Origin of the sequence: Stappia stellulata, from assembly GCF_020176715.1 — a bacterium.
Taxonomy (GTDB): domain Bacteria; phylum Pseudomonadota; class Alphaproteobacteria; order Rhizobiales; family Stappiaceae; genus Stappia.
Map to the genome: position 1 here is coordinate 13,522 of NZ_JAIVMF010000020.1, position 22,918 is coordinate 36,439.

The following is a 22,918-nucleotide window of genomic DNA, read 5'->3' on the forward strand; positions in this document are numbered from 1 at the left end:
TTTTACTTATCATATCATTTCATAATCTCAACAATCACCATATTCATGAAATAAAATACGAATATGCCATAATTTACGACGAATTCTTTCTATATTTTGCCCTGTCTTTGGAGTGACATGATCTTTCCAAAATATTTCCCTGCCGTTTTCATCTATCAACCACTATCGGAGCCGATCTTGTTTCTCGTGGACGGCGAGAGGTCGTCCGCAGGCGGCCTTGCCCCGGCACTGCCGGAAAGGCCGTCTTGAAGATGAACAACGGAGGCTGAACCCATGAAGAAGACACTCGCAACCCTTGCGGCCCTGACCTTTGCCACCGCCGCAGTCGCCCAAGCTGCGAGCTTCGCGGAGCTGGATGTCGACCAGAACGGCGAGCTGACCTACGCCGAGGTCACGGCGACCATGCCCGACATGACGATGGAGGCCTACACCGAAGCCGACACCGATGCCAACGGCACGCTGTCGGAAGAGGAATTCGCCGCCGCAACCTCCAAGTCCGACGGCTGATCCTTTTCGCTGAATCTTCTCCCATTTGCCCTGGTGGCCACCCCGTTTCATGGAAACGGGGTGGCCTCACCCGTTGGCGCGGACACCGCTTTTCAGCGCTTTATGTTCCTGATATGTTCTATTCCGTCCCGTTCGTCGGGTCTGATTCCTCAGGAATGGAACAGCAATGCGCGCCTCCCAGCACACGCCTGTTTCCGGCCAAACCGGCAACCTCACCCCACCCGAGCCGGGCACGAAACCCACTGGCGACATTCGCGGCGCCAGGGGCCGCGGCGCGGGACTCAACATGGCGGGACGTTTCGAGCGGGAAAGCTGCGAGGCCTTCGATGACGGCTGGGGGACGCTCGACGACATCCCCGTGCTCAAGACGCAGGTGCAGGAGGAACGCGCCCGCACCATCATCACCCGCAACGAATCGCCGGACATTTCCTTCGACCGCTCGATCAATCCCTATCGGGGCTGCGAGCACGGCTGCGTCTATTGTTTCGCGCGACCAAGCCACGCCTATGCCGGACTGTCGCCCGGCCTCGATTTCGAGACCCGCCTGACCGTCAAGCCCAATGCGGCGGAACTGCTGGAGCGCGAACTCTCCAAACCCGGCTACAAGCCGCGCACCATCGCCATCGGTACCAACACCGACCCCTATCAGCCGATCGAACGAGACCGGGGCGTGATGCGCGAGATCCTCACGGTGCTGGCGCGCTGCAACCATCCGGTCGGCATCGTCACCAAGTCAGCGCTGGTACTGCGCGACATCGACATTCTGGCACCCATGGCCGAGCGCGGGCTGGCCAAGGTCGCGCTGTCCATCACCACGCTGGACCGCAAGCTTGCCCGCACGATGGAACCGCGCGCGGCAACGCCGTCGCGCCGCCTCGCCGCGCTCAGGGGCCTGTCGGAGGCCGGCATTCCGGCAACCGTGATGGTCGCGCCGGTGATCCCGGCCCTCACCGACCATGAAATGGAGCGCATTCTGGAAGCCGCCCACGAGCACGGCGCGCGCGAAGCCGGTTACATCCTGCTGCGGCTGCCCATCGAGGTCAGCCCGCTGTTTCGCGACTGGCTGCTCCGGCACCGGCCGGACAGCTACCGGCATGTGATGAACCTGATCCGCTCGATGCGCGGCGGCAAGGATTACGACGCGCAATGGGGCAAGCGCATGCGCGGCGACGGTCCCTATGCCAAACAGCTGGCGAACCGCTTCTCGCTTGCCTGCAAGCGGATCGGCATGAACAGCCGGAGGCGGTCACTGACATCCGAGCTCTTCAGTCCGCCGCAGGCCGGCGGCGTTCAGCTCAACCTGTTCTGAAGCCGCAGTTTGCGGGGGATCGCGCCGCACCGGCGAAGTCCCGGCCTTGCCGGTTCCGGCAAAGGCTGAAACCATGCGGGCATGATGCGCTTTACCCTTCACGCCGACATGGCGCTGGACCTGCCCCACCGCCTCGATCCCAGGAGCGAACGCGCGCTGGCGGACCGGTTCGGCGGCGCCCTTGCCGGGATCGACGAAGCCGGACGCGGCCCCTGGGCGGGCCCCGTCGCCTGCGCCGCCGTCATTCTCGATTATGACAATCTTCCGTCGGGGCTCGCCGATTCCAAGGCGCTCAAACCGGCGGAGCGCGAGCGGCTGCATGACGAGATCCTGGAAAGCGCCGAGGTGGCGCTGGCCTTTGCCGCGCCGCGGACCATCGACCTCCGCAACATCCGCGCCGCAACGCTGGACGCCATGGCCCGGGCGGCGGCGGGCCTTGCCCGAACGCCCTCGGCCTGCCTGATCGACGGGCGGGACGTGCCCCCGGGTCTTCCCTGCTCCGGGCAATCGGCGATCAAGGGCGACGCGCGCATTCTGTGCATCGCCGCCGCCTCGATCGTCGCCAAGACGGCGCGCGACCGGTTGATGGCGAAGATGGGCGAACACTGGCCGGACTACGGCTTTGCCGGACACAAGGGCTATGGCACCGCAGCACACGCAGCCGCGCTGACCGCGGCCGGTCCCTGCCCGCTGCACCGGGTGAGTTTTCGGCCCGTGCGCGCAACACTCGATCCCGACTAGGACGCCAGATACGAAAAAGGCGGCCCGAGGGCCGCCCAATTCACTCAGTCCGATGTCCGGCCGCTCAGTTGAGACGGGCGGACACGTCCTTGATCGATTTTGCCAGAAGATCTTCGCCGATCTTGCCTTCGACCTTCTTCGCCAGGATCACCTCGGCGGCGGCGACCGCGATGTCGGCGGCGCGGGCCTTGACGTCGGCGATTGCCTGGCCTTCGGCCTGGGCGATCTTGCGCTCGGCCGCCTCGGTGCGGCGCTGGATCATCTCCTCGAGCGCGGCGTTGGCCTCTTCGGTCATCCGCTCGGCCTCGCGCTTGGCTTCGGCGACGATGCCTTCGGCCTCGGCTTCGGCTTCCTGGCGACGGCGCTGGTAGTCGGCGAGAAGCGACTGGGCTTCTTCGCGCAGCTTGCGCGCGTCGTCGAGTTCCTTGCGGATGTTATCGGCGCGCTTGTCGAGGCTGGCGCCGACGGTGCCGGGAACCTTGAGATATGCGATCAGGGCCAGAAAAAGCAGAAGCCCGACCAGTGCCCATGCTGAAGCGTCCATCAGGCCGTCCTCACTTCATTGCGCCGTCGACGGCCTTGGAAAGCTCCGTCTTGGTCGGCGCCTTGCCGATCAGGCTCTCGACCAGCGCGGTGGTGGTTTCGGATGCGATCTCGCCCACGTTTTCCATGGCGGCCGCCTTGATATCTTGAATGCGCTGCTCTGCGTCCGAGAGTTTCGCCGCAAGATCCGCCTCGGTTGCCGCACGCCGGCGTTCGACGTCGGCCTTGAGCTTGTCGCGGGTTTCCTGCGCGATGCCATGTGCGTTCGCACGGGCCTCGGCCAGAGCCTGTTCGTAGGCGGCGATGGCGGCGTTGCTCTCGTCGTTCAGACGGTTCGCCTCGGCGATGTCGCCGGCAATCCGGTCGCGGCGATCTTCCAGGATGCCACTGATGCGCGGCAGAGCCACCCGGCTCATGATCCAGTAGAGCAGGCCGAAGGTGATCGCCAGCCAGAGAATCTGGGATGCGTAGGTCGTTCCGTCGAAAGGCGGAAACGTATCCGGCAGGTTGTCGGCGGGAACAACGGTTCCGGTCTGGGTTTCGGCGCTAGTCGTGGCCATCTTGATCTCCAATGCCGCAGCTTGTGCTGCCTCTCAGCTTTGGGGACAGGCCGACCGGGCACGGCGAGCGCACCCGGTCGGATAATCCGCGTCGCTGACGCACTCCGTCGTGATTAGACGGCGAAGAGCAGGAGAAGCGCGACGAGAAGCGAGAAAATGCCGAGCGCCTCGGTCACGGCGAAGCCGAGGATGAGGCGGCCGAACTGGCCGTCGGCGGCAGACGGGTTGCGCAGGGCGCCCGACAGGTAGTTGCCGAAAATGTTGCCGAGGCCGAGGGCGGCGCCGCCCATGCCCAGACAGGCGAGACCGGCACCGATGTACTTAGCTGCTTCAGCTTCCATGACACTTGCTCCTTGAGTAGAGATTGCAGCGACGAGAGAGGCGGCTCCGCTTCATTGCGGAGCCTAACCAGACTGACTTCTAGTGGCTCGGATGCAGCGCATCGTTGAGGTACATGCAAGTCAGAACCGTGAAAACATAGGCCTGGAGGAAGGAGACCAGGAACTCCAGCGCGGTGATCGCGATCGTCATCAAGAGCGGCAGGATCGCCATGATCGGACCGATCGCGCCAAGACCGTCCGCTGCGATGAGCGACACCACGAAGCCGGCGAAGACCTTCAGCGTGATGTGGCCCGCCAGCATGTTGGCGAAGAGACGAACCGACAGGCTGACCGGACGCGAGAGGAACGAGATCACCTCGATCGGCGTCACCAGCAGATACATGATCGGAGGAACACCCGACGGTGCGAACAGGTGCAGGAACTTGGTGCCGTGCTTCGCGAAGCCGTAGACCGTGACCGTGCCGATCACCAGCAGCGACAGCATGAAGGTGACGATGATGTGGCTGGTGACGGTGAAGAAATAGGGGAACATGCCGATCAGGTTGGCGAAAAGCACGAACATGAACAGCGAGAACACCAGCGGGAAGAAGCGCATGCCCTCGTTGCCGGCCGAACTTCTAAGCGTGTTCGCCACGAATTCGTAGCTCATCTCCGCCAGCGACTGCCAGCGGCTCGGCACCAGGCCGCGTCCGCCGGTCGACAGGATCAGGAAGGTCGCGACCAGCGCGGTCGTCACCACCATGAACAGCGCGGAGTTGGTGAAGGACAGATTGAGGCCGCCGACCTCGATCGGAACGATTTCGGTGATCCTGAACTGATCTATCGGATTGTTCGCCACCGGGTCAGCCCCTCTTTAGCGGTCGCATGAGACGCTTTCGCGCCGGAAACAGGTTCAGGAACCGCCGTCGCGCGTCCTGTCATGGGGCTCGGCCACAACGCCGGCAGACCGCAAGACATTCAGCACGCCCGCGCAGAACCCCAACAAGAGGAAGATGATCAAGCCCCACGGGCTCGTCCCCAGTCCCCTGTCGATCAGCCAGCCCAGGCCCGCTCCGACCACGACGCCTGCGACGAATTCCGTCGACAGCTTCATGGCCTGCGCAAACCCCTGCCCCGCGCCTGAAGAGTTTTCGCCCTTGCGCTGTTGCGCCTCCGGCGAGCGTTCCTCAAGCGATTGCACCAGCCGGTTCTTTCGCTCGGACAGTTCCGCTTCCCTAAGCGCGCGCTTCTCGCTTTCCTGTCCGCTCTCGTCGGGAGACATGTTACCCAGCCCCCTTTCTCGATGCGCACCGGCGCGATGCCCGCATGCCTCTGGAAGTCGGGCGCACCATAGTCGGCACCCCCGGCCCTGTCAAGACAACACGGATGCCACCTAAGTATTTGTTTTTCAGAATAAATTTAAGTTTTCAGGAAGACTGCGAACAGCTTATTCCACCAATTGCGGAGAGCCGCGCGCCGCTAGCCTGCCTCGCGGAATCGCTCCGCCGTCTCGAGATCGACCGAGACGAGTTGCGAGATGCCGCGTTCCGCCATCGTCACGCCGAACAGCCGGTTCATCCGCGCCATGGTGATCGGGTTGTGGGTGATCACCACGAAACGCGTGTCGGTGCTGCGGGCCATCTCGTCGAGAAGGTCGCAGTAGCGCTCCACATTGGCATCGTCGAGCGGGGCGTCGACCTCGTCGAGCACGCAGATCGGCGCCGGGTTGGTCAGGAACACGGCAAAGATCAGCGCCATCGCGGTGAGCGCCTGTTCGCCGCCGGACAGCAGCGTCATGGTCTGCGGCTTCTTGCCCGGCGGACGGGCAATGATTTCCAGCCCGGCATCGAGCGGATCTTCCGCGTCCACAAGGCGCAATTCGGCGGTGCCGCCGCCGAACAGATGGGTGAACAGGCGCTGGAACTGGGCGTTCACCGTCTCGAAGGCGGTCAGCAGGCGCTCGCGCGCCTCCTTGTTGATGTTGGAGATCGCGCCGCGCAGCCGCTTGATCGCCTCGATCAGGTCGTCGCGGTCGGAGATCAGCGTGCCGCGCTGGGTCTCGATCTCGCCCAGCTCTTCCTCGGCGCGCAGGTTGACCCCGCCGAGCCGCTCGCGCTCCGCCTTGAGCCGGTCGACCCGACGCTCAAGCGCATCGGCATCGGGCAGCGGCGCCCCCTCCTTCAGGCCGGCAAGACCGGCCAGCGCCTCGACGGAGACTTCCAGCGCCTCGTCGATGCGGGCCTCGATTTCCGCCTTGCGGGTGCGGGCCGCCGCCAGCCGCTCTTCGGCCCGGATGCGCCGCTCGCGCGCCTCGGAGAGATGCGTCAACGCGGCCTGCGCCTCGGCATCCGCCTCGCGTTGGGCTGCTTCCGCCTGCGCCAGCGCATCGTCGGCAGCCGCGCGCGCGGCTTCCGCCTTGAAAATCTCGCTCAACAGCCCGCGCCGCCTGATGTCGATGTCATCGGGGGCTTCCAGCAGTTCGGCGCGCTCTTCTTCGGCCGCCGCCATCCGCTCGCCCAGCACCTCGACCTGCTGCCGCGCGCCCGAGGCGCGCTGGACCCAGCTTGCTCGCTCGCGCGCAAGCGCGTCCTGGCGCCGTTTGCGCATCTCGCGCTCCCGTGCCAGCCCCTCGGCAGCCGCGCGCTCGCGCGACAGCGTCGCGCGCGCCTCGGACGTTTCGGCGCGCACCCTGTCGATGCGGCTTGCAAGCCCGTCGTCGGCGGGAAGCTCCTCCAGCGCCATGCGCGCCTCTTCGGCCGCCTCGCGCGCCTCGGCAAGATCCGCATCCACACGCGCGACGCCCTCTTCAAGTGCTGCACGGCGGGCCTCGGCTTCCGCATGCGCGCGCTCAAGCCTGGTCACCTGCGCCCGGGCCTCGTCGGCCGCCTGGCGCAACCCGCGCAATTGTCCGCGCGCGGCCTGCTCGGCCTCGGAGGCCGTGCGCACGGCGGCGGTAAGCGTCTCAAACTCCGTCTGGCGCGCTAACAGGACCTCCCGCGCCGCCTCGATGTCCTCCTGGAGCGCGGCAAGCCGGTTCTTGCGGGCAAGGCGCTGCGCGGCGGCCGTCGGCGCGTCGGCCGAAACGGTGAAGCCGTCCCAGCGCCAAAGCGCGCCGTCGCGCGACACCAGCCGCTGCCCCGGCGCCAGACTGTCCTTCAGGTGCAGGGCGGTCTCGGCGTCGACAACGCCGATCTGCGCCAGTCGGCGGGCAAGGGCCTTAGGTGCGGTGACGTAGTCCGACAGCGGCGTTGCCCCTTGCGGCAAGGCCGGATCGGACGAGGCGGCAGCGGTCGCGCCGCCGCTCTCGCTCCAGCGCATCGGCGCATCTCCGCCGACGGGCGCATCGAGGTCCTCGCCAAGTGCGGCGCCCAGCGCCGTTTCATATCCGGGCTTTGCCGACATGGCATCGACAACCGCCGGCCAGTCGCCGGCGTGTCCCTCGCTCAGGATATCGGCCAGGGTGCGCGCCTCGGTCTCAAGCCTGGAGACCTGCGCCTGCGCGTCGGCGAGCGGTCCGCGCGCGGCTTCCAGCGCGCTGCGCGCGGCACCGGTCTGGTCCTCGCCGGCAAGCACGGCCTCCTCGCCCGCGGCAAGCCGTTCCTCGGCGATCAGCTGGGCTTCGCGGGCGGCTTCGAGTGCCGGCGCGGCTTCCAGTTCGGACACGAGCGCGGACAGTTGCGCCGCCGTCTCGTCATGCTGGCGCGCCAGCCGGTCGACCCGCACCTTTGCTGCGTCATGCGCCTCGCTCAGCTGGCGCCGCCGCGCCACCGTGCCGGCCTGTTCCTCGGTCAGCGCGGCAAGCCGTTCCTCGGCCTCGGCGACCCGGCTTTCCGCCTCTTCCACCCGCGTCGCGGAGGTCTCGGCGCGCTCTTCCTCGGCCATCGCCTCGGCGCGCAGCTCTTCCTCCTCCTCGGCAAGCGTCGCGAGATGCTCGTCGTTTTCGGAAATCAGCGCCTGCTCGCGGGCGATGTCCTGATGCAGCTGCTGGAGGCGTGCGCCGAGATCGCTCAGCCGCTCGCGCACCCGCCGTTCCTCGCCGTCGAGCTCGTTGCGGGAGATCACCAGCCGCTGCAGCGTCGCGCCGGCGCGGGCCGCCGCATCGCGCGCTTCCGGCACCTTGCGCGCGGCAACCGCCTGTCCGGTCGCGGCTTGCGTCTGGGCCCCGGCCACCTCGCGCACCCGCGCCTCGGCGGCGGTGAATTCGGTCTCCGTTTCCACCAGATGGTCGCGGCAGGCAATCCAGCGCAGATGGTAGAGCGCTGCCTCTGCGGAGCGGATTTCGGAGGACAGGTTGCGGAAGCGGCCGGCCTGGCGCGCCTGCCGCTTCAGGCTGTCGAGCTGGCCGTCGATCTGGCCGAGCACGTCCTCGAGACGTTCCAGATTGGATTCCGCGGCCCGCAGGCGCAGTTCCGCCTCGTGACGGCGCGAGTGCAGGCCGGAGATACCGGCAGCCTCTTCCAGGATCTGCCGACGCGAGGTCGGCTTTGCCGCGATCAGCTCGCCGATCTGGCCCTGGCGCACGAGCGCGGGCGAGCGGGCGCCGGTGGAGGCATCCGCGAAAAGCAGCTGCACGTCGCGGGCGCGCACATCACGGGCGTTGATCTTGTAGTTGGAGCCGCCCTCGCGCTCGATGCGGCGGGTGACTTCCAGCGTGTCGCTGTCGTTGAAGCCGGAAGGCGCGGTGCGGTCGGCATTGTCGAGGAACAGCGTCACTTCCGCGGTGTTGCGGGCCGGACGGTTCAGGCTGCCGGAAAAGATCACGTCGTCCATGCCGGACGCGCGCATGTTCTTGTAGGAGTTTTCCCCCATCACCCAGCGCAGCGCCTCGACAAGATTGGACTTGCCGCAGCCGTTCGGGCCGACGACGCCGGTCAGTCCGTCGCCGATGATGAAATCCATCGGTTCGACGAAGGACTTGAAGCCGAGGACGCGCAGCTTGGTGAACTTCATGAGGGGCGCCTGATCTCGGGGCCGGAGGCCGGACGGCGCATGACCGCCCGGCCCCCGATCCCGATGCTAGAGATGGTCGGCGATCGCCGCGTCGAGTTGCGCGACCGACAGCGCGCCTCTTTCCATCTCGCCGTTGAAGAAGAATGTCGGCGTGGAGTTCACGCCAAATTCCTTGCCCCGGTCGCGCGCGGCATAGATTCCGTCGAGCAGCGCCTGATCCTTCAGGCAGGTCTCGAAGCTTTCCTGGGTGAAGCCGATCTGTCTGGCGAACTTCAGCAGCGATTCATAGGGATTTTGCGTGAAGGCCCAGCTGCGCTGCTCTTCAAACATCAGGTCGACGACGTCGAAGTATTTTTCCTCCGGCGCGCAACGCGCCAGCATGAAGGCGGCGGCAGCGACGGGGTCGAGCGGGAATTCGCGGAAGATGAAACGCACCTTGCCGGTCTCGATATACTCCGACTTGAGATGCGGATAGCCTTCCTTATGGAAGTTGGCGCAGTGGCCGCAGGTCATCGAGGCGTATTCGACGACCGCGACCGGCGCGTTCTCGTCGCCCAGCACCTTGTCCGGCAGAACGCCGGGCTCCAGCAGCTTGGCCGCGTCCACGGATTGCGCGAAGGCCGGAAGGGCGGGCAGGACCGTCCCGGCCGCAACGAGACCGGCGGAAGCGCGAAGAAGTAACTGTCGGCGATTAAGGCTCACGAGCTTTTTCCCATGTCTTCTAGAATTGAAGGCCGCTTAAAGCTTGTTTATCGCCTTTGGCGGGTCGGTCAACCGGACACGGACAATGTGGCGTCTTTGGGAGCAGGGGCAAGCGTCGCGCTCACAGCTGTGTGAGCACGCGTCACCGGGTCTTCGCCAGCACCGCCCGTCCGAGTTTTTCCAGCGCCGCCTGCAGCTTGTCGCCCTCAACGCCGGCGATCGTGCGCTTCAGCTCCGCCTCTTCCTCGCTGGTGAGCTCGCGCAGCTTCGGCGGGCGATTGCGCCGGGGCGGCGACACCGGTCCCTGCAGGATGCGGATCCGCCCGATCGCGGCCCAGCCGAAGAACCCGTTGATACGCTCGATCACCTGCGGCATGTCATGGGTCAGCATCAGCGCCGTGGCGCCGTCGGTCTGCACCACCAGGGTCGCCGGCTTCGGCTCGGCATCCTCGCCGCCCTTCACGCGCGGCCAGTCGAGGCGCAGGGGCTGGACCCGCCCGGCATAGCGCGCTCCGACGATCTCCGGCCAGTCGGCCACCAGGTCGGAGGTCGCGAAGCCGCGGCGCCGGCAGGCCTTGTCGAGCGAGGCGCCGATCAGATCACCGAGCGGGCGCGCACGGGTGACCCGGCGCGCACCCGGTGCGGGTGCGGCGCGTCCTGCCTTGCGCTGGTTTGCGTGCGAATCACTCATGTCCAAGCTTTTTGGGGCAATTGCGCCCATTTCGCGACGCCTTTCTGCGGATCGGGCGGAAATCGCAACGCTCCTCCCCGCAATGCACCGTCTCCCACAGGACAGGGCGACAATCCGGGATATGCTGCGCCGCGCCTGCGATTTGTCGGGATAAGCGCCGGATCGGGGTCGAGCACCCTTGAATTCGCCGCCGGACGCCCGATCCTGTCTCCCATGACAGCCGACAGCCCCGTCTCCGCCATCCGCCCCGCACAAACCGCCAACTCGCTCACAGGCCAGTTGCTTGCCTGGTACGACCGGCATGCGCGCACCCTGCCCTGGCGGGTGCTGCCGGAGGATCGCGCCAACGGGGAGATCACCGATCCCTACCGGGTGTGGCTGTCGGAAATCATGCTGCAGCAGACAACCGTGCAGGCGGTGAAACCCTATTTCGAGGCCTTCACCCGTCGCTGGCCGGACGTGCGCGACCTCGCCGAGGCGCATGAGGAAGACGTGATGAAGGCCTGGGCGGGGCTTGGATATTATTCGCGCGCCCGCAACCTCAAGGCCTGCGCCGAGACGGTCGCGCGCGAGCATGGCGGCGTCTTTCCAGATACGGAGGCCGGGCTTCTGGCCCTGCCCGGCATCGGTCCCTATACGGCGGCGGCGATTGCGGCGATCGCCTTCGACCGGCCGGCGGCCGTGGTCGACGGCAATGTGGAGCGGGTGATCAGCCGGCTGCGCGCCATCGAAACGCCGCTTCCCGCCGCAAAGCCCGAAATCCGCGCGGCGACCGCCGAGCTTGTCCCCGATGACCGGCCCGGCGACTTCGCCCAGGCGACAATGGATCTCGGCGCCAGCCTGTGCAGTCCGAAGAGGCCCGCCTGCGCGCTCTGCCCCTGGGTCGAGGCCTGCGCCGCGCATCGCGCCGGAATTGCCGAGACGCTGCCGAAGAAGGCCCCGAAACAGGCCAAGCCGACCCGGCGGGGCATGGCCTTCGTCGTCACGCGCGGCGACGGTGCCGTGTTGCTGCGCCGCCGCCCGCCCAAGGGTCTGCTCGGCGGCATGAGCGAGCCGCCGGTGAGCGACTGGTCTGAAACCGCCGCGCAAGACGATCTTGCGCAGGTCCCCGATACGCTAGCGGGGTTCGCTCCGAGATGGTGGCGCGCCGCCGGCGACGTGCGCCACACGTTTACCCATTTCCATCTGGAACTCGCGGTCTGGCGCGCGGAGGTCGGCGGCATGCCGCAAGCCCCCGACGGACACTGGTGGTCGGCGCCCGAGGCGCTGGACGGCGAGGCTCTGCCGACCGTCATGCGAAAGGTTCTTGCCGCGGGCCTGCGCGACTGACGCGGACGCTGCGTTTTCAAGTTGCGTTTCGCCGTCGTCTGCCGCATAGACCCGCATCCTTTTGCCGTTGCGGAGACTTCGGCCCATGTTCACGCATTCTCATCCAGCGCTTTTTTCCAGGGCCGAAGCGGCCGAGGTCATCCGGCTTGCGGCCGACGCCCAGACACGCTCCGGCGGGCTCGTCGGCGGGTTGCACAATCACAACATCCGCCGCGCCGACATCGCCTGGCTCGACGACAAGACCAGTGCGGCCTGGGTGATGGAGCGCATCGTCTCAAGCGTGGCCGAGGCCAACCGCGACCGCTTCGATTTCGACATCACGGATTTTCGCGAGCGGCTACAGGTCGCAAGCTACGACGAGAGCGTCGAGGGCCACTACGACTGGCACTCGGATATCGGCGACGGGCCGATCGCGCGCTGGCGCAAGCTGACCATCGTCGTGCAGTTGAGCGAGCCGGAGAGCTATGACGGCGGCGCTCTGGAGATCAATCTCGGCAGCGCCTGCGCGACAGCGGAGCGCGGCGTCGGCGACGCCACGCTCTTCGCCTCCTTCATGCTGCACCGGGTCGCGCCGGTCACGCGCGGCACCCGCCATTCGCTGACCTGCTGGTGCCACGGCCCGGCGTTTCGCTGATCCGACACGCGCGCCCTACTGGAACGCCGTCTCGGCGAAACTGCGAAGCTTGCGCGAATGCAGGCGCTCGCGCGGCATGGCGCGGAGTTTTTCCATACTCAGGATGCCGATCCGCAAGTGCTGGGCGACCTGGCGCTTGTAGAAATCCGTTGCCATGCCCGGCAGCTTCAATTCGCCATGCAGCGGCTTGTCGGAGACGCAGAGCAGCGTGCCGTAGGGCACGCGGAAGCGGAAGCCGTTGGCGGCAATCGTCGCCGATTCCATGTCGAGCGCAATCGCCCGCGACTGCGAGAAGCGCTGCACCGGCTCGCGGTGGTCCCTCAGTTCCCAGTTGCGGTTGTCGATGGAGGCGACCGTTCCGGTGCGCATCACCCGCTTCAGCTCGTAGCCGGCAAGCCCGGTCACCTCTTCCACCGCGCCTTCCAGCGCGACCTGGATCTCGGCCAGCGGCGGGATCGGCACCCAGGCCGGCAGGTCGGCGTCGAGCACGTGATCCTCGCGCACATAGCCATGGGCTAGCACGTAGTCGCCGAGCTGCTGGCTGTTTCTCAAGCCCGCGCAATGGCCGAGCATCAGCCAAGCATGGGGCCTGAGCACGGCGACATGGTCGGTGATCGTCTTGGCGTTGGAGGGACCGACGCCGATGTTGATCATGGTGATGCCCGAGTGGTCGGACCGGGCGAGATGATAGGCCGGCATCTGCGGCAGCCGCGCCGGCGCCTCGCCTTCCTGCGGCTCCATGTCGCCCGCCCGGGTGATCACATTGCCCGGCTCGACGAAATGGGTATAGCCGCTGTCGGGATCGGCCAGGAGGTCGCGCGCCAGCCGGCAGAACTCGTCCATGTAGAACTGGTAGTTCGTCAGGATCACGTAGTTCTGGAAGTGGCCGGCGGCGGTTGCCGTGTAATGCTGCAGGCGGTGCAGCGAATAGTCGACCCGCGGCGCGGTGAAGGGCGCGAGCGGACGCGGCATGCCCGGCCCCGCCTCGAAGGTGCCGTTGACGATGGCGTCGTCGAGCACCGAGAGGTCCGGCAGGTCGAAGACATCGGCGAGCGGGCGTTGCAGCGCCACCGCCGCGCCTTCCACATGGGTGCCGTCGTAAAAGGCGAAATGCAGCGGGATCGGCAGATCGCTGACGCCAACCTCCACCGGAACTTCATGATTGCGGATCAGGAGCTCGACCTGTTCCAGCAGATAGTCGCGAAAAAGGTCCGGCCGGGTCACCGAGGTGGAATGCACCCCCGGTCCAGACACGAAGCCATAGGCCAGCCGACTGTCGACCCGCCCGTGGGTTTCCGTCACCAGCCGGATTTCGGGGTAGCAGGCCCGCACGCGGCCTTGCGGAATGTCGCCGGCCAGGAATTGCTGGAAGGCATCGCGCAGGAAGGCCGTGTTGGTCTCGAAAATCTCCTCCAGGCGCGCGACGGCGGCGGCGGCATCGCGGTAACCGGTGAAGGGACCGGCGGGGGGCTCGTGTATCGCCATGCCGGTTTCGCGTCCGCGGTCCGCTTCGTTTTCTGCCATGCTGTCCTGCCTCTTGCCCTTGCCGCGCACAGGCCCCATTGCCCGGCGCCGGCCCTTTCCGCAGGCCGTTGCCAACTATGAATATTATTTCATGGCGTGAAAAGTTTTTTCTCCGCTCCGGATCAGGCGTCGCCGTCCCCCGTCAGCGTTAACCCATTGCCATGACCCGCTCGTGCAATTTGCAAGACGACCGGATGACGCTTTCGGCAAAACGGCAGTCGGCACAGGCCGTTGGGCAGTTCCTGCCGGGTTACAGACTCTGACCCTTCGGTTAACGAAGCGAAGCAGGCCGCGATGCAACGGGGAAAACGGTAAACAGAGTATTGATTCATAAAAGCTTTTTTGTTTCGCGCCTTAACCGCTGATTTACCAAGCCCGGTAACCATGATGCTCGTAATTGCGTGAGGTATTGCGTCGCAATGAGTGTACAGCGTAAAGGGGTGCCCGCCGTGGCACCCCGCTTCCACCAAGACGGTTCAACGCCGGTTCCCGGCAGCGGACCCGCATGGCTCGACACGATCCTCAAGGGGGATTGCGTGGCCGCGCTGGAACGTCTGCCGAAGAATTCGGTCGATCTCGTCTTCGCCGATCCGCCTTACAATCTACAGCTCGGCGGAGACCTGCACCGCCCCGACCAGTCGCGGGTGGATGCCTGCGACGATCACTGGGACCAGTTCGCCAGCTTCGAGGCCTATGACGCCTTCACCCGGGCCTGGCTGCTTGCCGTGCGCCGCGTGCTGAAGCCGGACGGCGGCCTGTGGGTCATCGGCTCCTATCACAACATCTTCCGCGTCGGCAGCATCCTGCAGGACCTCGGGTTCTGGATCCTGAACGACGTGGTGTGGCTGAAGTCGAACCCGATGCCGAACTTTCGCGGCAAGCGGTTCACCAATGCCCATGAGACGATGATCTGGGCGTCTCCCGCCAAGGACGCGAAATACACCTTCAACTACGAAGCGCTGAAGACCTTCAACGACGATCTTCAGATGCGCTCGGACTGGCACCTGCCGCTGTGCACGGGCGGCGAGCGGCTGAAGGATGCGGACGGCCAGAAGGTGCATCCGACGCAGAAGCCGGAAAGCCTGCTCTACCGGGTGCTGCTGGCCTCCTCCAATCCGGGCGACGTGGTGCTCGATCCCTTCTTCGGCACCGGCACCACCGGTGCGGTCGCCAAGAAGCTCGGACGTCATTTCGTCGGCGTGGAGCGCGAGCAGGACTATATCGACGCGGCCACCGCGCGGATCGCGGCCATCGATCCGCTCGATCCGTCGACCCTAACCGTGACGCAGGGCAAACGGGCCGCGCCGCGCGTTCCCTTCGGCAACCTGCTGGAAGCGGGCATGATCGCGCCGGGCGCGGAACTGACCTGCGCCAAGGGCAAGCACAAGGCCAAGGTGCGCGCCGACGGCTCGCTCCTGTCCGGCGATCACAGCGGCTCGATCCACAAGGTCGGTGCCCTGGTCCAGGGGCAGGACGCCTGCAACGGCTGGACCTTCTGGCACATCATGGAAGCCGGCAAGCGCCAGCCGATCGACGTGCTGCGCCAGGCGTTCCGCAAGGCGGCCCCGGCGGCCGGATAGACTGCGGGCGGTCCTCGCCGCCCGGGACGAAGAGTTTGCCAAGCGCTTCCCCGCGCCTTCTGCCCGCCTCCGCCCTTCCCTCGGGCGGGGGCGGTTTTCGTTCGTGGGCCGCGCTGGTCGCTCAGCCGATGCCGAGCGGCCCCTCGCCGCGCTCCAGAATCAGCGGCACGATCAGGTCTTCCTCGTCGTCGAGATGGCGCATCAGCCCGCCGATCAGCCGGCCGCTGTCCCCGGAATATCCATCGGCGGCGCGTCGGATCGCGTCGCGGTCCGTGCCCTGCAGGTGGCCGAGCAGCCCGTTGGCGCTGGCGATCACCTGCTCTATGAGCTCGTGGATCGCCTCGTGATCGCCTTCCAGCACCTCGAAACCGCGCGTCAGCCGCGTCTCGGCTGCCACGAAAACCGGGAAATAGTGCTGGTCCTCGATCATGTGGTGGTGGTGCAACTCGCTGAGGAAGTGCTGCAGGCGCGGCGCGAAGAAGCCGCCGAAGGCCGCCGGCTCCATCTCGCCCTCGCGAAAGCGCGACAGCGCATCTTCCAGCACGCCGCCGAGCTGGCGAAAGCCGTTGTGCCGGTCGAGCCAGAAGCGGGCCATGCCGCCAAGGTTCGGGTGTCGCTGCCAGACGTCACGCGGGTGCTGGCGCAGCAGGAAAAGCATTTCCTCCGACAGCCCGGTGCGGGTGTCGAGGTCGGTTGGATGGGGCATAGCGGTCGGTCCTGTTGTTGCGCCCTAACATGGCCACTTCCGCGCCACTGGCAAGACCGCCCGTCACCCGCCCGCAGTCAGACCATGGCGGCGGCGCGCGGCGCGTTGTCCTGCGGGCCGCGCAGGACAACGCCCGCCGTTTCCATTTCGTCGACCGCGTGCAAGGCCGGCTTTTCCCGCGCGGCCAGCGATCCGGCCAGGTCGACCGTCACCCGATAGCCGCGGTTGCGCGCGCCAAGCGCCGTTCCCCTGACGCAATGGGCGAGGTCCAGCCCGGTCAGGGTGAGACGGCCGACCTCCTGCTCGCGCAGCCAGGCATCGAGCGCGGGATCGGAAAAGGCATCTGCCACATGCTTGACGAAGACGGGACAGCCATCCGCGTCGACATCGCGGTCGAGCCGCGCCCCCGGCCGACCCGGATTGCCGGCGCCGCCGAGCAAAAGGCTCGCGACCCATCGCACCGCCCTGCCTTGATGCTCCTGCCTTATGAAGGCGACCGGTTCGCCGGCCTGTCGTGCGGCCGCGACGAGAGCGTTGATACGGGCAATCGCCCGGTTGCGCTCTTGCCCGTCATAGGCATTCGCGCCGTGCGAGCGGGTGAAGTCCTCCTGCATGTCGATGACGAGAAGCGCCCCCTTGGTGGCCTCGCCCGCAATCGGCTCCCCGCGGGTCGGTCGGGCGATGCGCCGCGCCGTCGCGACGAAGTAAAGCGCCAGACCGGCGAGAGCCGCAAGCGCGACGCCGAGGATGGTGAGCCACATGTGCGATCTCCTTGCGCGGGTGTCAGGCGAGCGGACGGGGATGATCGGGATCGTCCTCGAACGGCGAGAAATGCTCGAGACAGGCGGACAGCACGTTGGATGCGGTCTTCAGGTCCGCCGGCGACAGGCGCTCGGCGAGGTCGGCAATCGCGGCGTCCTCGCGCTTGCGGATCCCTGCAAACAAGTCGCGGCCCTGAGGCGTCGCGGCGATGAGATACGAGCGGCGATGGGCCGGATTCGGCCGGCGCTCGGCAAGTCCGGCAGCGCGGAGACCGTCCACCCATTTCTGGATGTTCTGGCGCGGCAGGAAGAGCGCGCGCCCGATCGCCGGAACGCTCAAGGGCGCGTCCTCGACGAGAAGCGCCAGCACCGCGCGCTCGCCGACGCCGATGCCCGCGCCCTCCAGATGACCGCCAACCGAGCGGGCGACACGCCGGTGCAGCGGCCGCACCATCTGCAGCAGGTCGTAGAGCGTCCGGGCCTTGTCCGTCATCATCGCCTCTATTTGACATTTGATATGTCTAATAGACACACGAGATTACAAAAGGCAATAGCCCTTGCGAAACGAAAACGCCCGGCGCGATGGCCGGGCGTTCGTCTCTTTGGTCGCGGCTTGCGGGCCGACCCTACTCCGCGGCCTGCGGCTGCACCTCGCGTGCGGCGGGGCGTTCCCACTTGAGCACCGGCTTGCGGGCGGCGCGGGTCTCGTCGAGACGCGCGCGCGGCGCATGGAACGGCGCGCCCTTGAAGCGGTCGGTCTCGCCCTTTTGCGCGCTCATCACCAGATCGCGCATGGTGGCGATGAAGAGGTCGAGCGAGGAGCGGCTTTCCGATTCCGTCGGCTCGATCAGCATCGCGCCATGGACGACCAGCGGGAAATACATGGTCATCGGGTGATAGCCCTCGTCGATCATCGCCTTGGCGAAGTCGAGCGTGGTGACGCCGGTGTCCTTGAGGAAACTGTCGTCGAACAGCACCTCATGCATGCACCAGCGCGAGCCGAACGGCAGGCTCATCAGGTCTTCCAGACCGACGCGCACGTAGTTGGCGTTCAGGACCGCATCCTCGGAGGCCTGGCGCAGACCGTCGGCGCCGTGGCTCTTCATGTAGGCGAGCGCGCGCACATACATGCCCATCTGCCCGTGGAAGGCGGTCATGCGGCCGAAGGGCTTCTCGCCCTCCTTCAGCTCGGTCTCGCTTTCCACCCAGGTGACGCCGGCGCTGTCCTTGCGCAGGAAGGGCAGCGGCGCGAAGGGCGCCAGACGGTCCGACAGCACCACCGGGCCGGAGCCCGGTCCGCCGCCGCCATGCGGGGTGGAGAAGGTCTTGTGCAGGTTGATGTGCATCGCATCGACGCCGAGATCGCCGGGCCGCGCCTTTCCGACGATGGCGTTGAAATTCGCCCCGTCGCAGTAGAAATAGCCGTTGGCCTCGTGGATCGCGTCGGCGATGGCGATGATGTCGCGCTCGAACAGCCCGCAGGTGTTCGGATTGGTCAGCATGATGCCGGCGATGTCGCCCTCATGCTCCGCGATCCGCGCCTTGACGGCAGCGGTATCGACCGTGCCGTCCTCGCGCGCCTCGATGGAGACGACCTTGTAGCCGAGAAGGGCGGCGGTCGCCGGATTGGTGCCATGGGCGGATTCAGGAACAAGCACGATCTTGGGGTCGCGCCCAGCCGCGCTATGCGCCGCCTTGATCGCCATCATGCCGCACAATTCGCCGTGGGCGCCGGCCTTGGGGCTCATCGCCACCGCGCTCATGCCGGTCATGGTCATCAGCCAATGGGACAGCTCGTCGATCAGGTCGATGGCACCCGACACGGTGGACAGCGGCTGCAGCGGATGAATGTCGCCAAAGCCCGGCAGCCGCGCCATCTTCTCGTTGAGACGCGGATTGTGCTTCATCGTGCAGGAGCCGAGCGGATAGAGCCCTGCGTCGATGGCGTAGTTCTTCGACGACAGGCGCACGAAGTGACGCATCGTCTCCGGCTCGGTGAGCGCGGGAAGATCCAGCTCCGCCGTGCGGGCATGGCCGCCGAGTGCGGGCGTGAAATCCGCCGGCTCGTCGAGATCGACACCGCAAATGTCGGTGCGGCCGGTCTCGAACAGCAGCGGTTCCTCCATCTGCAACGCCTTGTTGCCGGTGAAGGTCGGATGCTCGGTCAGTCCGCCCGTTTCGGTCGGAGCGGAGGGGCGTCCCTGATTGTTCATGCTCATGCCAGCACCTCCTTCAGCGCCGCGACGAAGGCGTCGCGGTCCTCGTCGGAATTGACTTCGCTCGATGCCACGAGCAGCAGGTTTTCCAGATCGCTCTTGCCCGGCTCCAGCCGCGAGACGGGCACGCCGCCGAGAATGCCCTGGCGCGCAAGCGCCTCGACCACGGCGGCAGCTTCCATCGGCAGCTTCACGGTGAACTCGTTGAAGAAGGCGTCGTTGATCACCGAGACGCCGGGAATCGCTTCCAGCATCGCCTTCAGCTTCACCGCATGGGCGTGGTTGATCCTCGCCAGCTTCTCCAGCCCCTTGCCGCCCAGAAGCGTCATGTGGATGGTGAAGGCCAGGCAGCAGAGGCCGGAGTTTGTGCAGATGTTCGACGTCGCCTTGTCGCGGCGGATGTGCTGCTCGCGGGTCGAAAGCGTCAGCACGAAGCCGCGCTTGCCGTTGGCGTCGACCGTCTCGCCGCAGAGCCGTCCCGGCATCTGGCGGATGTACTTCTGCCGCGTGGCGAAAAGACCGACGTAAGGCCCGCCGAAGTTCAGCCCGTTGCCGATGGACTGGCCCTCGCCGACAACGATATCCGCGCCTTGCGCGCCCGGCGGCTCGATCAGGCCGAGCGACATCACTTCGGTGAAGACGGCGATCAGCAGCGCGCCATGGGCATGCGCCTTCTCCGCAATCGGCTTCAGGTCGATCAGCTGGCCGTAGAAGGACGGCGACTGCACGACGACGCAGGAAGTCTCGTCATCGATCCTGGACAGGATGTCCTCGGTCGCGTTCGGATCGGCGGGCAGGCTTTCCACCCGGTCGCCGGCCATGGCGCTCAGGCCCTCGACCACGTCACGATACTGCGGGTGCAATCCGCCGGAGAGAACCGCCTTGTTGCGCTTGGTCACCCGGTGCGCCATCAGCACGGCTTCGGCCGTGCCGGTCGAGCCGTCGTACATGGAGGCATTGGCCACGTCCATGGCGGTCAGGGCTGCGACCTGGGTCTGGAACTCGAAGAGATACTGCAGCGTGCCCTGCGTGACCTCGGGCTGATAGGGCGTGTAGGAGGTTAGGAACTCGGAGCGCTGGATCAGGTGATCGACGCTTGCCGGCACATGATGCTTGTAGGCACCGGCGCCGACGAAGAAGGGCACGGCGGAGGCCGGCACGTTCTTCAGCGCCATGCGCGACAGGTCTCGCTCCACCGCGAATTCGCTCTGGCGCAGCGGCAGGTCGAGCAGCCCGTCGAGACGGGCGCTTTTCGGAATATCGACGAAGATCTCGTCGATGTCTGAGACACCGACACGGGCGCGCATGTCGGCGCGGTCGGCGTCGGAAAGCGGGAGATAGCGCATGTTACGCTCCTTGTCGGTCGTCTTGATCGTCGTCGTGTCGATCCTGGGCGAGACGCGCGGGCAAGGCCTCGATCACGATCTCGCTCTTGACGGAATTGGCGATGAAACACGCCTCATGGGCCTTGTGATGCAGGTCCTCGAGCCGGTCGGCATCGGGCAGAACGTCGCCCGAAAAGACGACCTCCGGGCGAAGCGCCACATGGGTCACGGCCATCTTGCCGGGCGCGACCCGCTCCATGCGGCCCTCCGCCCGGTCGGTGTAGCTTGCAACCTCCAGGCCGTCGCGGCGCGCCAGATCGAGGAACCACAGCATGTGGCAGCTTGAAATCGCGGCGACGAAGGCCTCTTCCGGGTCGATGGCCGCTTCCACGGACGCGGGAAGCGGCACCACCGTGGGAGACGCCGACGCGGGAACGGTGATCCCGCCGTCGAACGACCACTGGTGACCCCGGCTGTAGGCGTTCGCGGAGAAATCGCCCGAACACCGCCAGCTGACATCGGCCCGGTAAAGGTGCTTCGCCATCGGCTTACAGGCCTTCGAGATGCGCCTTGTAGGCGGCTTCGTCCATCAGGCCGTCGAGCTGGCCGGTGTCCGACATCTTGATCTTGACGAACCAGGCGGCACCTTCGGGATCCTCGTTCACCTTGCCCGGCTCGTCGGCCAGCACGTCATTGGCGCCGACGACCTCGCCGTCGAGCGGCGCATAGACTTCCGACGCCGCCTTGACGCTCTCGACCACGGCGGCCTCGTCGCCCTTGGAGACCTTGCGGCCGACTTCGGGCAGTTCGACGAAAACGACATCGCCCAGTTGCTCCTGGGCGTAATTGGTGATGCCGACAGTGGCGACATCGCCGTCGACGGTGATCCATTCGTGATCTTCGGTGTAGCGGGTCGACATGGTCTCGTTCCTCCAGATGGAAAGTCACATGGTACGGACGTCTTCAGGCGTCCAGAGAGGGCGGACGCTTCGAGCGTCCAGGGATGAAAGACGCGGGAGGGCGTCTGCAAAAATCGGCTCAGGCGGACGGCTTGCGATAGTAGCGCTGCGGCACGAAGGGCATCTCCGCCACGGTGGCGGGAAGCTCGCGGCCCCGCACGACGAGGGTCAGCCTGGTGCCGACGTCCGCGCAGGATGTCTCGACGTAGCCCATGGCAATCGGTGCACCCAGCGTCGGCGCGAAGCCGCCGGAGGTGACGACACCGACGGTCCGGCCCTCGCTGTTGCGGATCTCCGCGCCCTCGCGCGCCGGCGCCCGGCCTTCAAGGGTGAAACCGACGCGCACCCGCGACGGCCCGTCTTCCAGTTCCTTCAGGATCCGTTCCGCGCCGGGGAAGTCGCCCGCCTCCTTGCGCCGCTTCTGCAGCACGAAGGTGATGGCGCCCTCGACCGGCGAGGTGGTCTCGTCGATGTCATGGCCGTAAAGGCACAGGCCCGCTTCCAGGCGCAGCGAATCGCGCGCGCCGAGCCCGATCGGCGCGACGCGCTCATCGGCGAGCAGCGCACGGGCAATCGCCTCCGCCGCGCCCGCCGGCACCGACAGCTCGTAGCCATCCTCGCCGGTGTAGCCGGAGCGCGAGACATGAACGGCGATGCCGTCGAATTCCATGGACCGTACCGCCATGAAGGCCATGTCGGCGGCATCCGGCGCATGCGCCTTCAGGACATCGGCGGCCATCGGCCCCTGCAACGCGATCAGCGCGCGGTCTTCCACCGGCTCCAGCTTGACGTTCTCGGGGAGGCTCTTCGCGATCATCTCGTAGTCGACCGCCTTGCGCGACGCGTTCACGACAAGGAACAGCCGGCCGTCGTTTTCAGCACCATCCGGGCGGCTCACCATCAGGTCGTCGACGATGCCGCCGGTCTCGTTCAGCAGCACGGTGTAGCGCTGGCGACCCGGCTTGAGCGCGGCGATGGCGGACGGCGTGATGCGTTCGAGCGCTGCGGCGGTCGTCTCGAAGTCCGGACCGACGAGCCAGGCCTGCCCCATGTGGGAGACGTCGAACAGCCCCGCCTTCTCGCGCGTATGGCTGTGCTCGGCGATAATGCCTTGCGGATATTGCACCGGCATCTCGTACCCGGCGAAGGGCACGAGCCTTGCGCCAAGCTCACGGTGGAGATCGGTCAGCGGCGTCGACAACAGGGAGGCGTCGGTCATGGGGCGTCCTGGCGCAAGAGGGAATGGTGACGCGAAAGCAAACGGCTCACACGCACCCCCTCTGTCCCGACGACCTGAGAGATTTCCCGCCCGCGCAAGGATCATGCGCGTCTCGGTGGCGGTTACTCCTTCGGTGAGGCCGTGCACGCCAAAGGGCTTGCGCGTCCTGCTTTCCAGAGCGTTGCTCGACCAGCGGTCCTTTTGCCTGAGAGTTTCCGGGGCGGTTGCTCCTTCGGCGCCGGCGCCCTGCGCCGACCTCTCCCGCAAGTCGTTTCGGATCTCCCCTTCGCCGACCGGCCAACGGTCGGTAAATGCGGGAAAACCTGCGGCGCACAACGAAAA

Annotated in this window: 23 protein-coding genes and 1 riboswitch; of the genes, 6 read left to right on the forward strand and 17 right to left on the reverse strand. The window is 66.4% G+C overall.

Going from position 1 to position 22,918, the window contains the following annotated elements; translation table 11 throughout:
• Positions 1-273 precede the first annotated feature (273 nt).
• From LC092_RS18300 to LC092_RS18310, 3 genes are all read left to right on the forward strand, one after another.
• The gene (locus LC092_RS18300; RefSeq protein WP_224808883.1) at positions 274-507 is read left to right on the forward strand and encodes an EF-hand domain-containing protein; all 234 of its coding nucleotides are present in this window, start codon (positions 274-276) and stop codon (positions 505-507) included.
• 166 nt (positions 508-673) lie between these two features.
• Complete coding sequence (locus tag LC092_RS18305; RefSeq protein ID WP_412103607.1) at positions 674-1,816, forward strand: PA0069 family radical SAM protein; 1,143 nt, start codon at positions 674-676, stop codon at positions 1,814-1,816.
• An 81-nt stretch (positions 1,817-1,897) separates the two neighbouring features.
• Complete coding sequence (locus tag LC092_RS18310; RefSeq protein ID WP_224808884.1) at positions 1,898-2,557, forward strand: ribonuclease HII; 660 nt, start codon at positions 1,898-1,900, stop codon at positions 2,555-2,557.
• 64 nt (positions 2,558-2,621) lie between these two features.
• On the opposite strand, the gene LC092_RS18315 is transcribed toward LC092_RS18310, so the two are convergent.
• From LC092_RS18315 to LC092_RS18350, 8 genes are all read right to left on the reverse strand, one after another.
• A complete protein-coding gene (locus tag LC092_RS18315; RefSeq protein WP_224808885.1) occupies positions 2,622-3,101 on the reverse strand; it encodes a F0F1 ATP synthase subunit B in 480 nt (159 codons plus the stop codon).
• A gap of 10 nt (positions 3,102-3,111) precedes the next feature.
• Complete coding sequence (locus LC092_RS18320) at positions 3,112-3,672, reverse strand: F0F1 ATP synthase subunit B (protein WP_318245934.1); 561 nt, start codon at positions 3,670-3,672, stop codon at positions 3,112-3,114.
• A gap of 101 nt (positions 3,673-3,773) precedes the next feature.
• Positions 3,774-4,001, reverse strand: coding sequence for a F0F1 ATP synthase subunit C (locus tag LC092_RS18325; RefSeq protein WP_029060187.1), 228 nt, complete (start codon positions 3,999-4,001; stop codon positions 3,774-3,776).
• Between the two features lie 79 nt (positions 4,002-4,080).
• Positions 4,081-4,839 carry a F0F1 ATP synthase subunit A gene (locus LC092_RS18330; RefSeq protein WP_224808889.1) on the reverse strand — a complete coding sequence of 253 codons (759 nt, stop codon included), beginning with the start codon at positions 4,837-4,839 and terminating at the stop codon, positions 4,081-4,083.
• Between the two features lie 54 nt (positions 4,840-4,893).
• Positions 4,894-5,262 carry an AtpZ/AtpI family protein gene (locus LC092_RS18335; RefSeq protein WP_224808891.1) on the reverse strand — a complete coding sequence of 123 codons (369 nt, stop codon included), beginning with the start codon at positions 5,260-5,262 and terminating at the stop codon, positions 4,894-4,896.
• A 197-nt stretch (positions 5,263-5,459) separates the two neighbouring features.
• Positions 5,460-8,930 carry a chromosome segregation protein SMC gene (gene smc / locus LC092_RS18340; RefSeq protein WP_224808893.1) on the reverse strand — a complete coding sequence of 1,157 codons (3,471 nt, stop codon included), beginning with the start codon at positions 8,928-8,930 and terminating at the stop codon, positions 5,460-5,462.
• 66 nt (positions 8,931-8,996) lie between these two features.
• Positions 8,997-9,632: a DsbA family protein gene (locus tag LC092_RS18345; RefSeq protein ID WP_224808896.1), complete on the reverse strand. Its 636-nt coding sequence runs from the start codon at positions 9,630-9,632 to the stop codon at positions 8,997-8,999.
• Positions 9,633-9,774: 142 nt separating this feature from the next.
• Positions 9,775-10,323, reverse strand: a complete 549-nt coding sequence (locus LC092_RS18350; protein WP_224808897.1) for a DUF721 domain-containing protein — start codon at positions 10,321-10,323, stop codon at positions 9,775-9,777.
• A 213-nt stretch (positions 10,324-10,536) separates the two neighbouring features.
• Here LC092_RS18350 and mutY point away from each other — a divergent pair, with 213 nt between their 5' ends.
• Both mutY and LC092_RS18360 read left to right on the forward strand, forming a co-directional pair.
• Positions 10,537-11,652 carry an A/G-specific adenine glycosylase gene (mutY, locus tag LC092_RS18355; RefSeq protein WP_224808898.1) on the forward strand — a complete coding sequence of 372 codons (1,116 nt, stop codon included), beginning with the start codon at positions 10,537-10,539 and terminating at the stop codon, positions 11,650-11,652.
• Between the two features lie 85 nt (positions 11,653-11,737).
• Positions 11,738-12,286 carry a 2OG-Fe(II) oxygenase gene (locus LC092_RS18360; RefSeq protein ID WP_224808899.1) on the forward strand — a complete coding sequence of 183 codons (549 nt, stop codon included), beginning with the start codon at positions 11,738-11,740 and terminating at the stop codon, positions 12,284-12,286.
• A gap of 15 nt (positions 12,287-12,301) precedes the next feature.
• Here LC092_RS18360 and LC092_RS18365 read toward each other — a convergent pair whose 3' ends face one another.
• Positions 12,302-13,771 (reverse strand): AMP nucleosidase, encoded by a 1,470-nt coding sequence (locus tag LC092_RS18365; protein WP_224808946.1) that lies wholly within the window; start codon positions 13,769-13,771, stop codon positions 12,302-12,304.
• A 458-nt stretch (positions 13,772-14,229) separates the two neighbouring features.
• On the opposite strand from LC092_RS18365, the gene LC092_RS18370 reads away from it, so the two are divergent.
• The gene (locus LC092_RS18370; RefSeq protein ID WP_224808900.1) at positions 14,230-15,390 is read left to right on the forward strand and encodes a site-specific DNA-methyltransferase; all 1,161 of its coding nucleotides are present in this window, start codon (positions 14,230-14,232) and stop codon (positions 15,388-15,390) included.
• A 121-nt stretch (positions 15,391-15,511) separates the two neighbouring features.
• Here the strand turns inward: LC092_RS18370 and LC092_RS18375 are convergent, their stop codons facing one another.
• From LC092_RS18375 to gcvT, 8 genes are all read right to left on the reverse strand, one after another.
• Positions 15,512-16,096: a hemerythrin domain-containing protein gene (locus tag LC092_RS18375; RefSeq protein WP_224808901.1), complete on the reverse strand. Its 585-nt coding sequence runs from the start codon at positions 16,094-16,096 to the stop codon at positions 15,512-15,514.
• A 77-nt stretch (positions 16,097-16,173) separates the two neighbouring features.
• Entirely contained in the window at positions 16,174-16,857 is a 684-nt protein-coding gene (locus LC092_RS18380) for a cysteine hydrolase family protein (RefSeq protein WP_224808902.1), read from the reverse strand.
• 22 nt (positions 16,858-16,879) lie between these two features.
• Positions 16,880-17,350, reverse strand: coding sequence for a MarR family winged helix-turn-helix transcriptional regulator (locus LC092_RS18385; RefSeq protein WP_224808903.1), 471 nt, complete (start codon positions 17,348-17,350; stop codon positions 16,880-16,882).
• A 133-nt stretch (positions 17,351-17,483) separates the two neighbouring features.
• Complete coding sequence (gcvPB, locus tag LC092_RS18390; protein WP_224808904.1) at positions 17,484-19,076, reverse strand: aminomethyl-transferring glycine dehydrogenase subunit GcvPB; 1,593 nt, start codon at positions 19,074-19,076, stop codon at positions 17,484-17,486.
• Positions 19,073-20,419: an aminomethyl-transferring glycine dehydrogenase subunit GcvPA gene (gcvPA, locus tag LC092_RS18395; RefSeq protein WP_224808905.1), complete on the reverse strand. Its 1,347-nt coding sequence runs from the start codon at positions 20,417-20,419 to the stop codon at positions 19,073-19,075. Before gcvPA ends, gcvPB begins: the two co-directional genes overlap by 4 nt.
• 1 nt (position 20,420) lies before the next feature.
• Positions 20,421-20,942 carry an OsmC family protein gene (locus tag LC092_RS18400; protein WP_224808906.1) on the reverse strand — a complete coding sequence of 174 codons (522 nt, stop codon included), beginning with the start codon at positions 20,940-20,942 and terminating at the stop codon, positions 20,421-20,423.
• 4 nt (positions 20,943-20,946) lie between these two features.
• Positions 20,947-21,318, reverse strand: a complete 372-nt coding sequence (gene gcvH / locus LC092_RS18405; protein ID WP_224808908.1) for a glycine cleavage system protein GcvH — start codon at positions 21,316-21,318, stop codon at positions 20,947-20,949.
• A gap of 118 nt (positions 21,319-21,436) precedes the next feature.
• The gene (gene gcvT, locus LC092_RS18410; RefSeq protein WP_224808910.1) at positions 21,437-22,576 is read right to left on the reverse strand and encodes a glycine cleavage system aminomethyltransferase GcvT; all 1,140 of its coding nucleotides are present in this window, start codon (positions 22,574-22,576) and stop codon (positions 21,437-21,439) included.
• A gap of 183 nt (positions 22,577-22,759) precedes the next feature.
• Positions 22,760-22,850, reverse strand: a riboswitch (glycine riboswitch).
• Positions 22,851-22,918 lie beyond the last annotated feature (68 nt).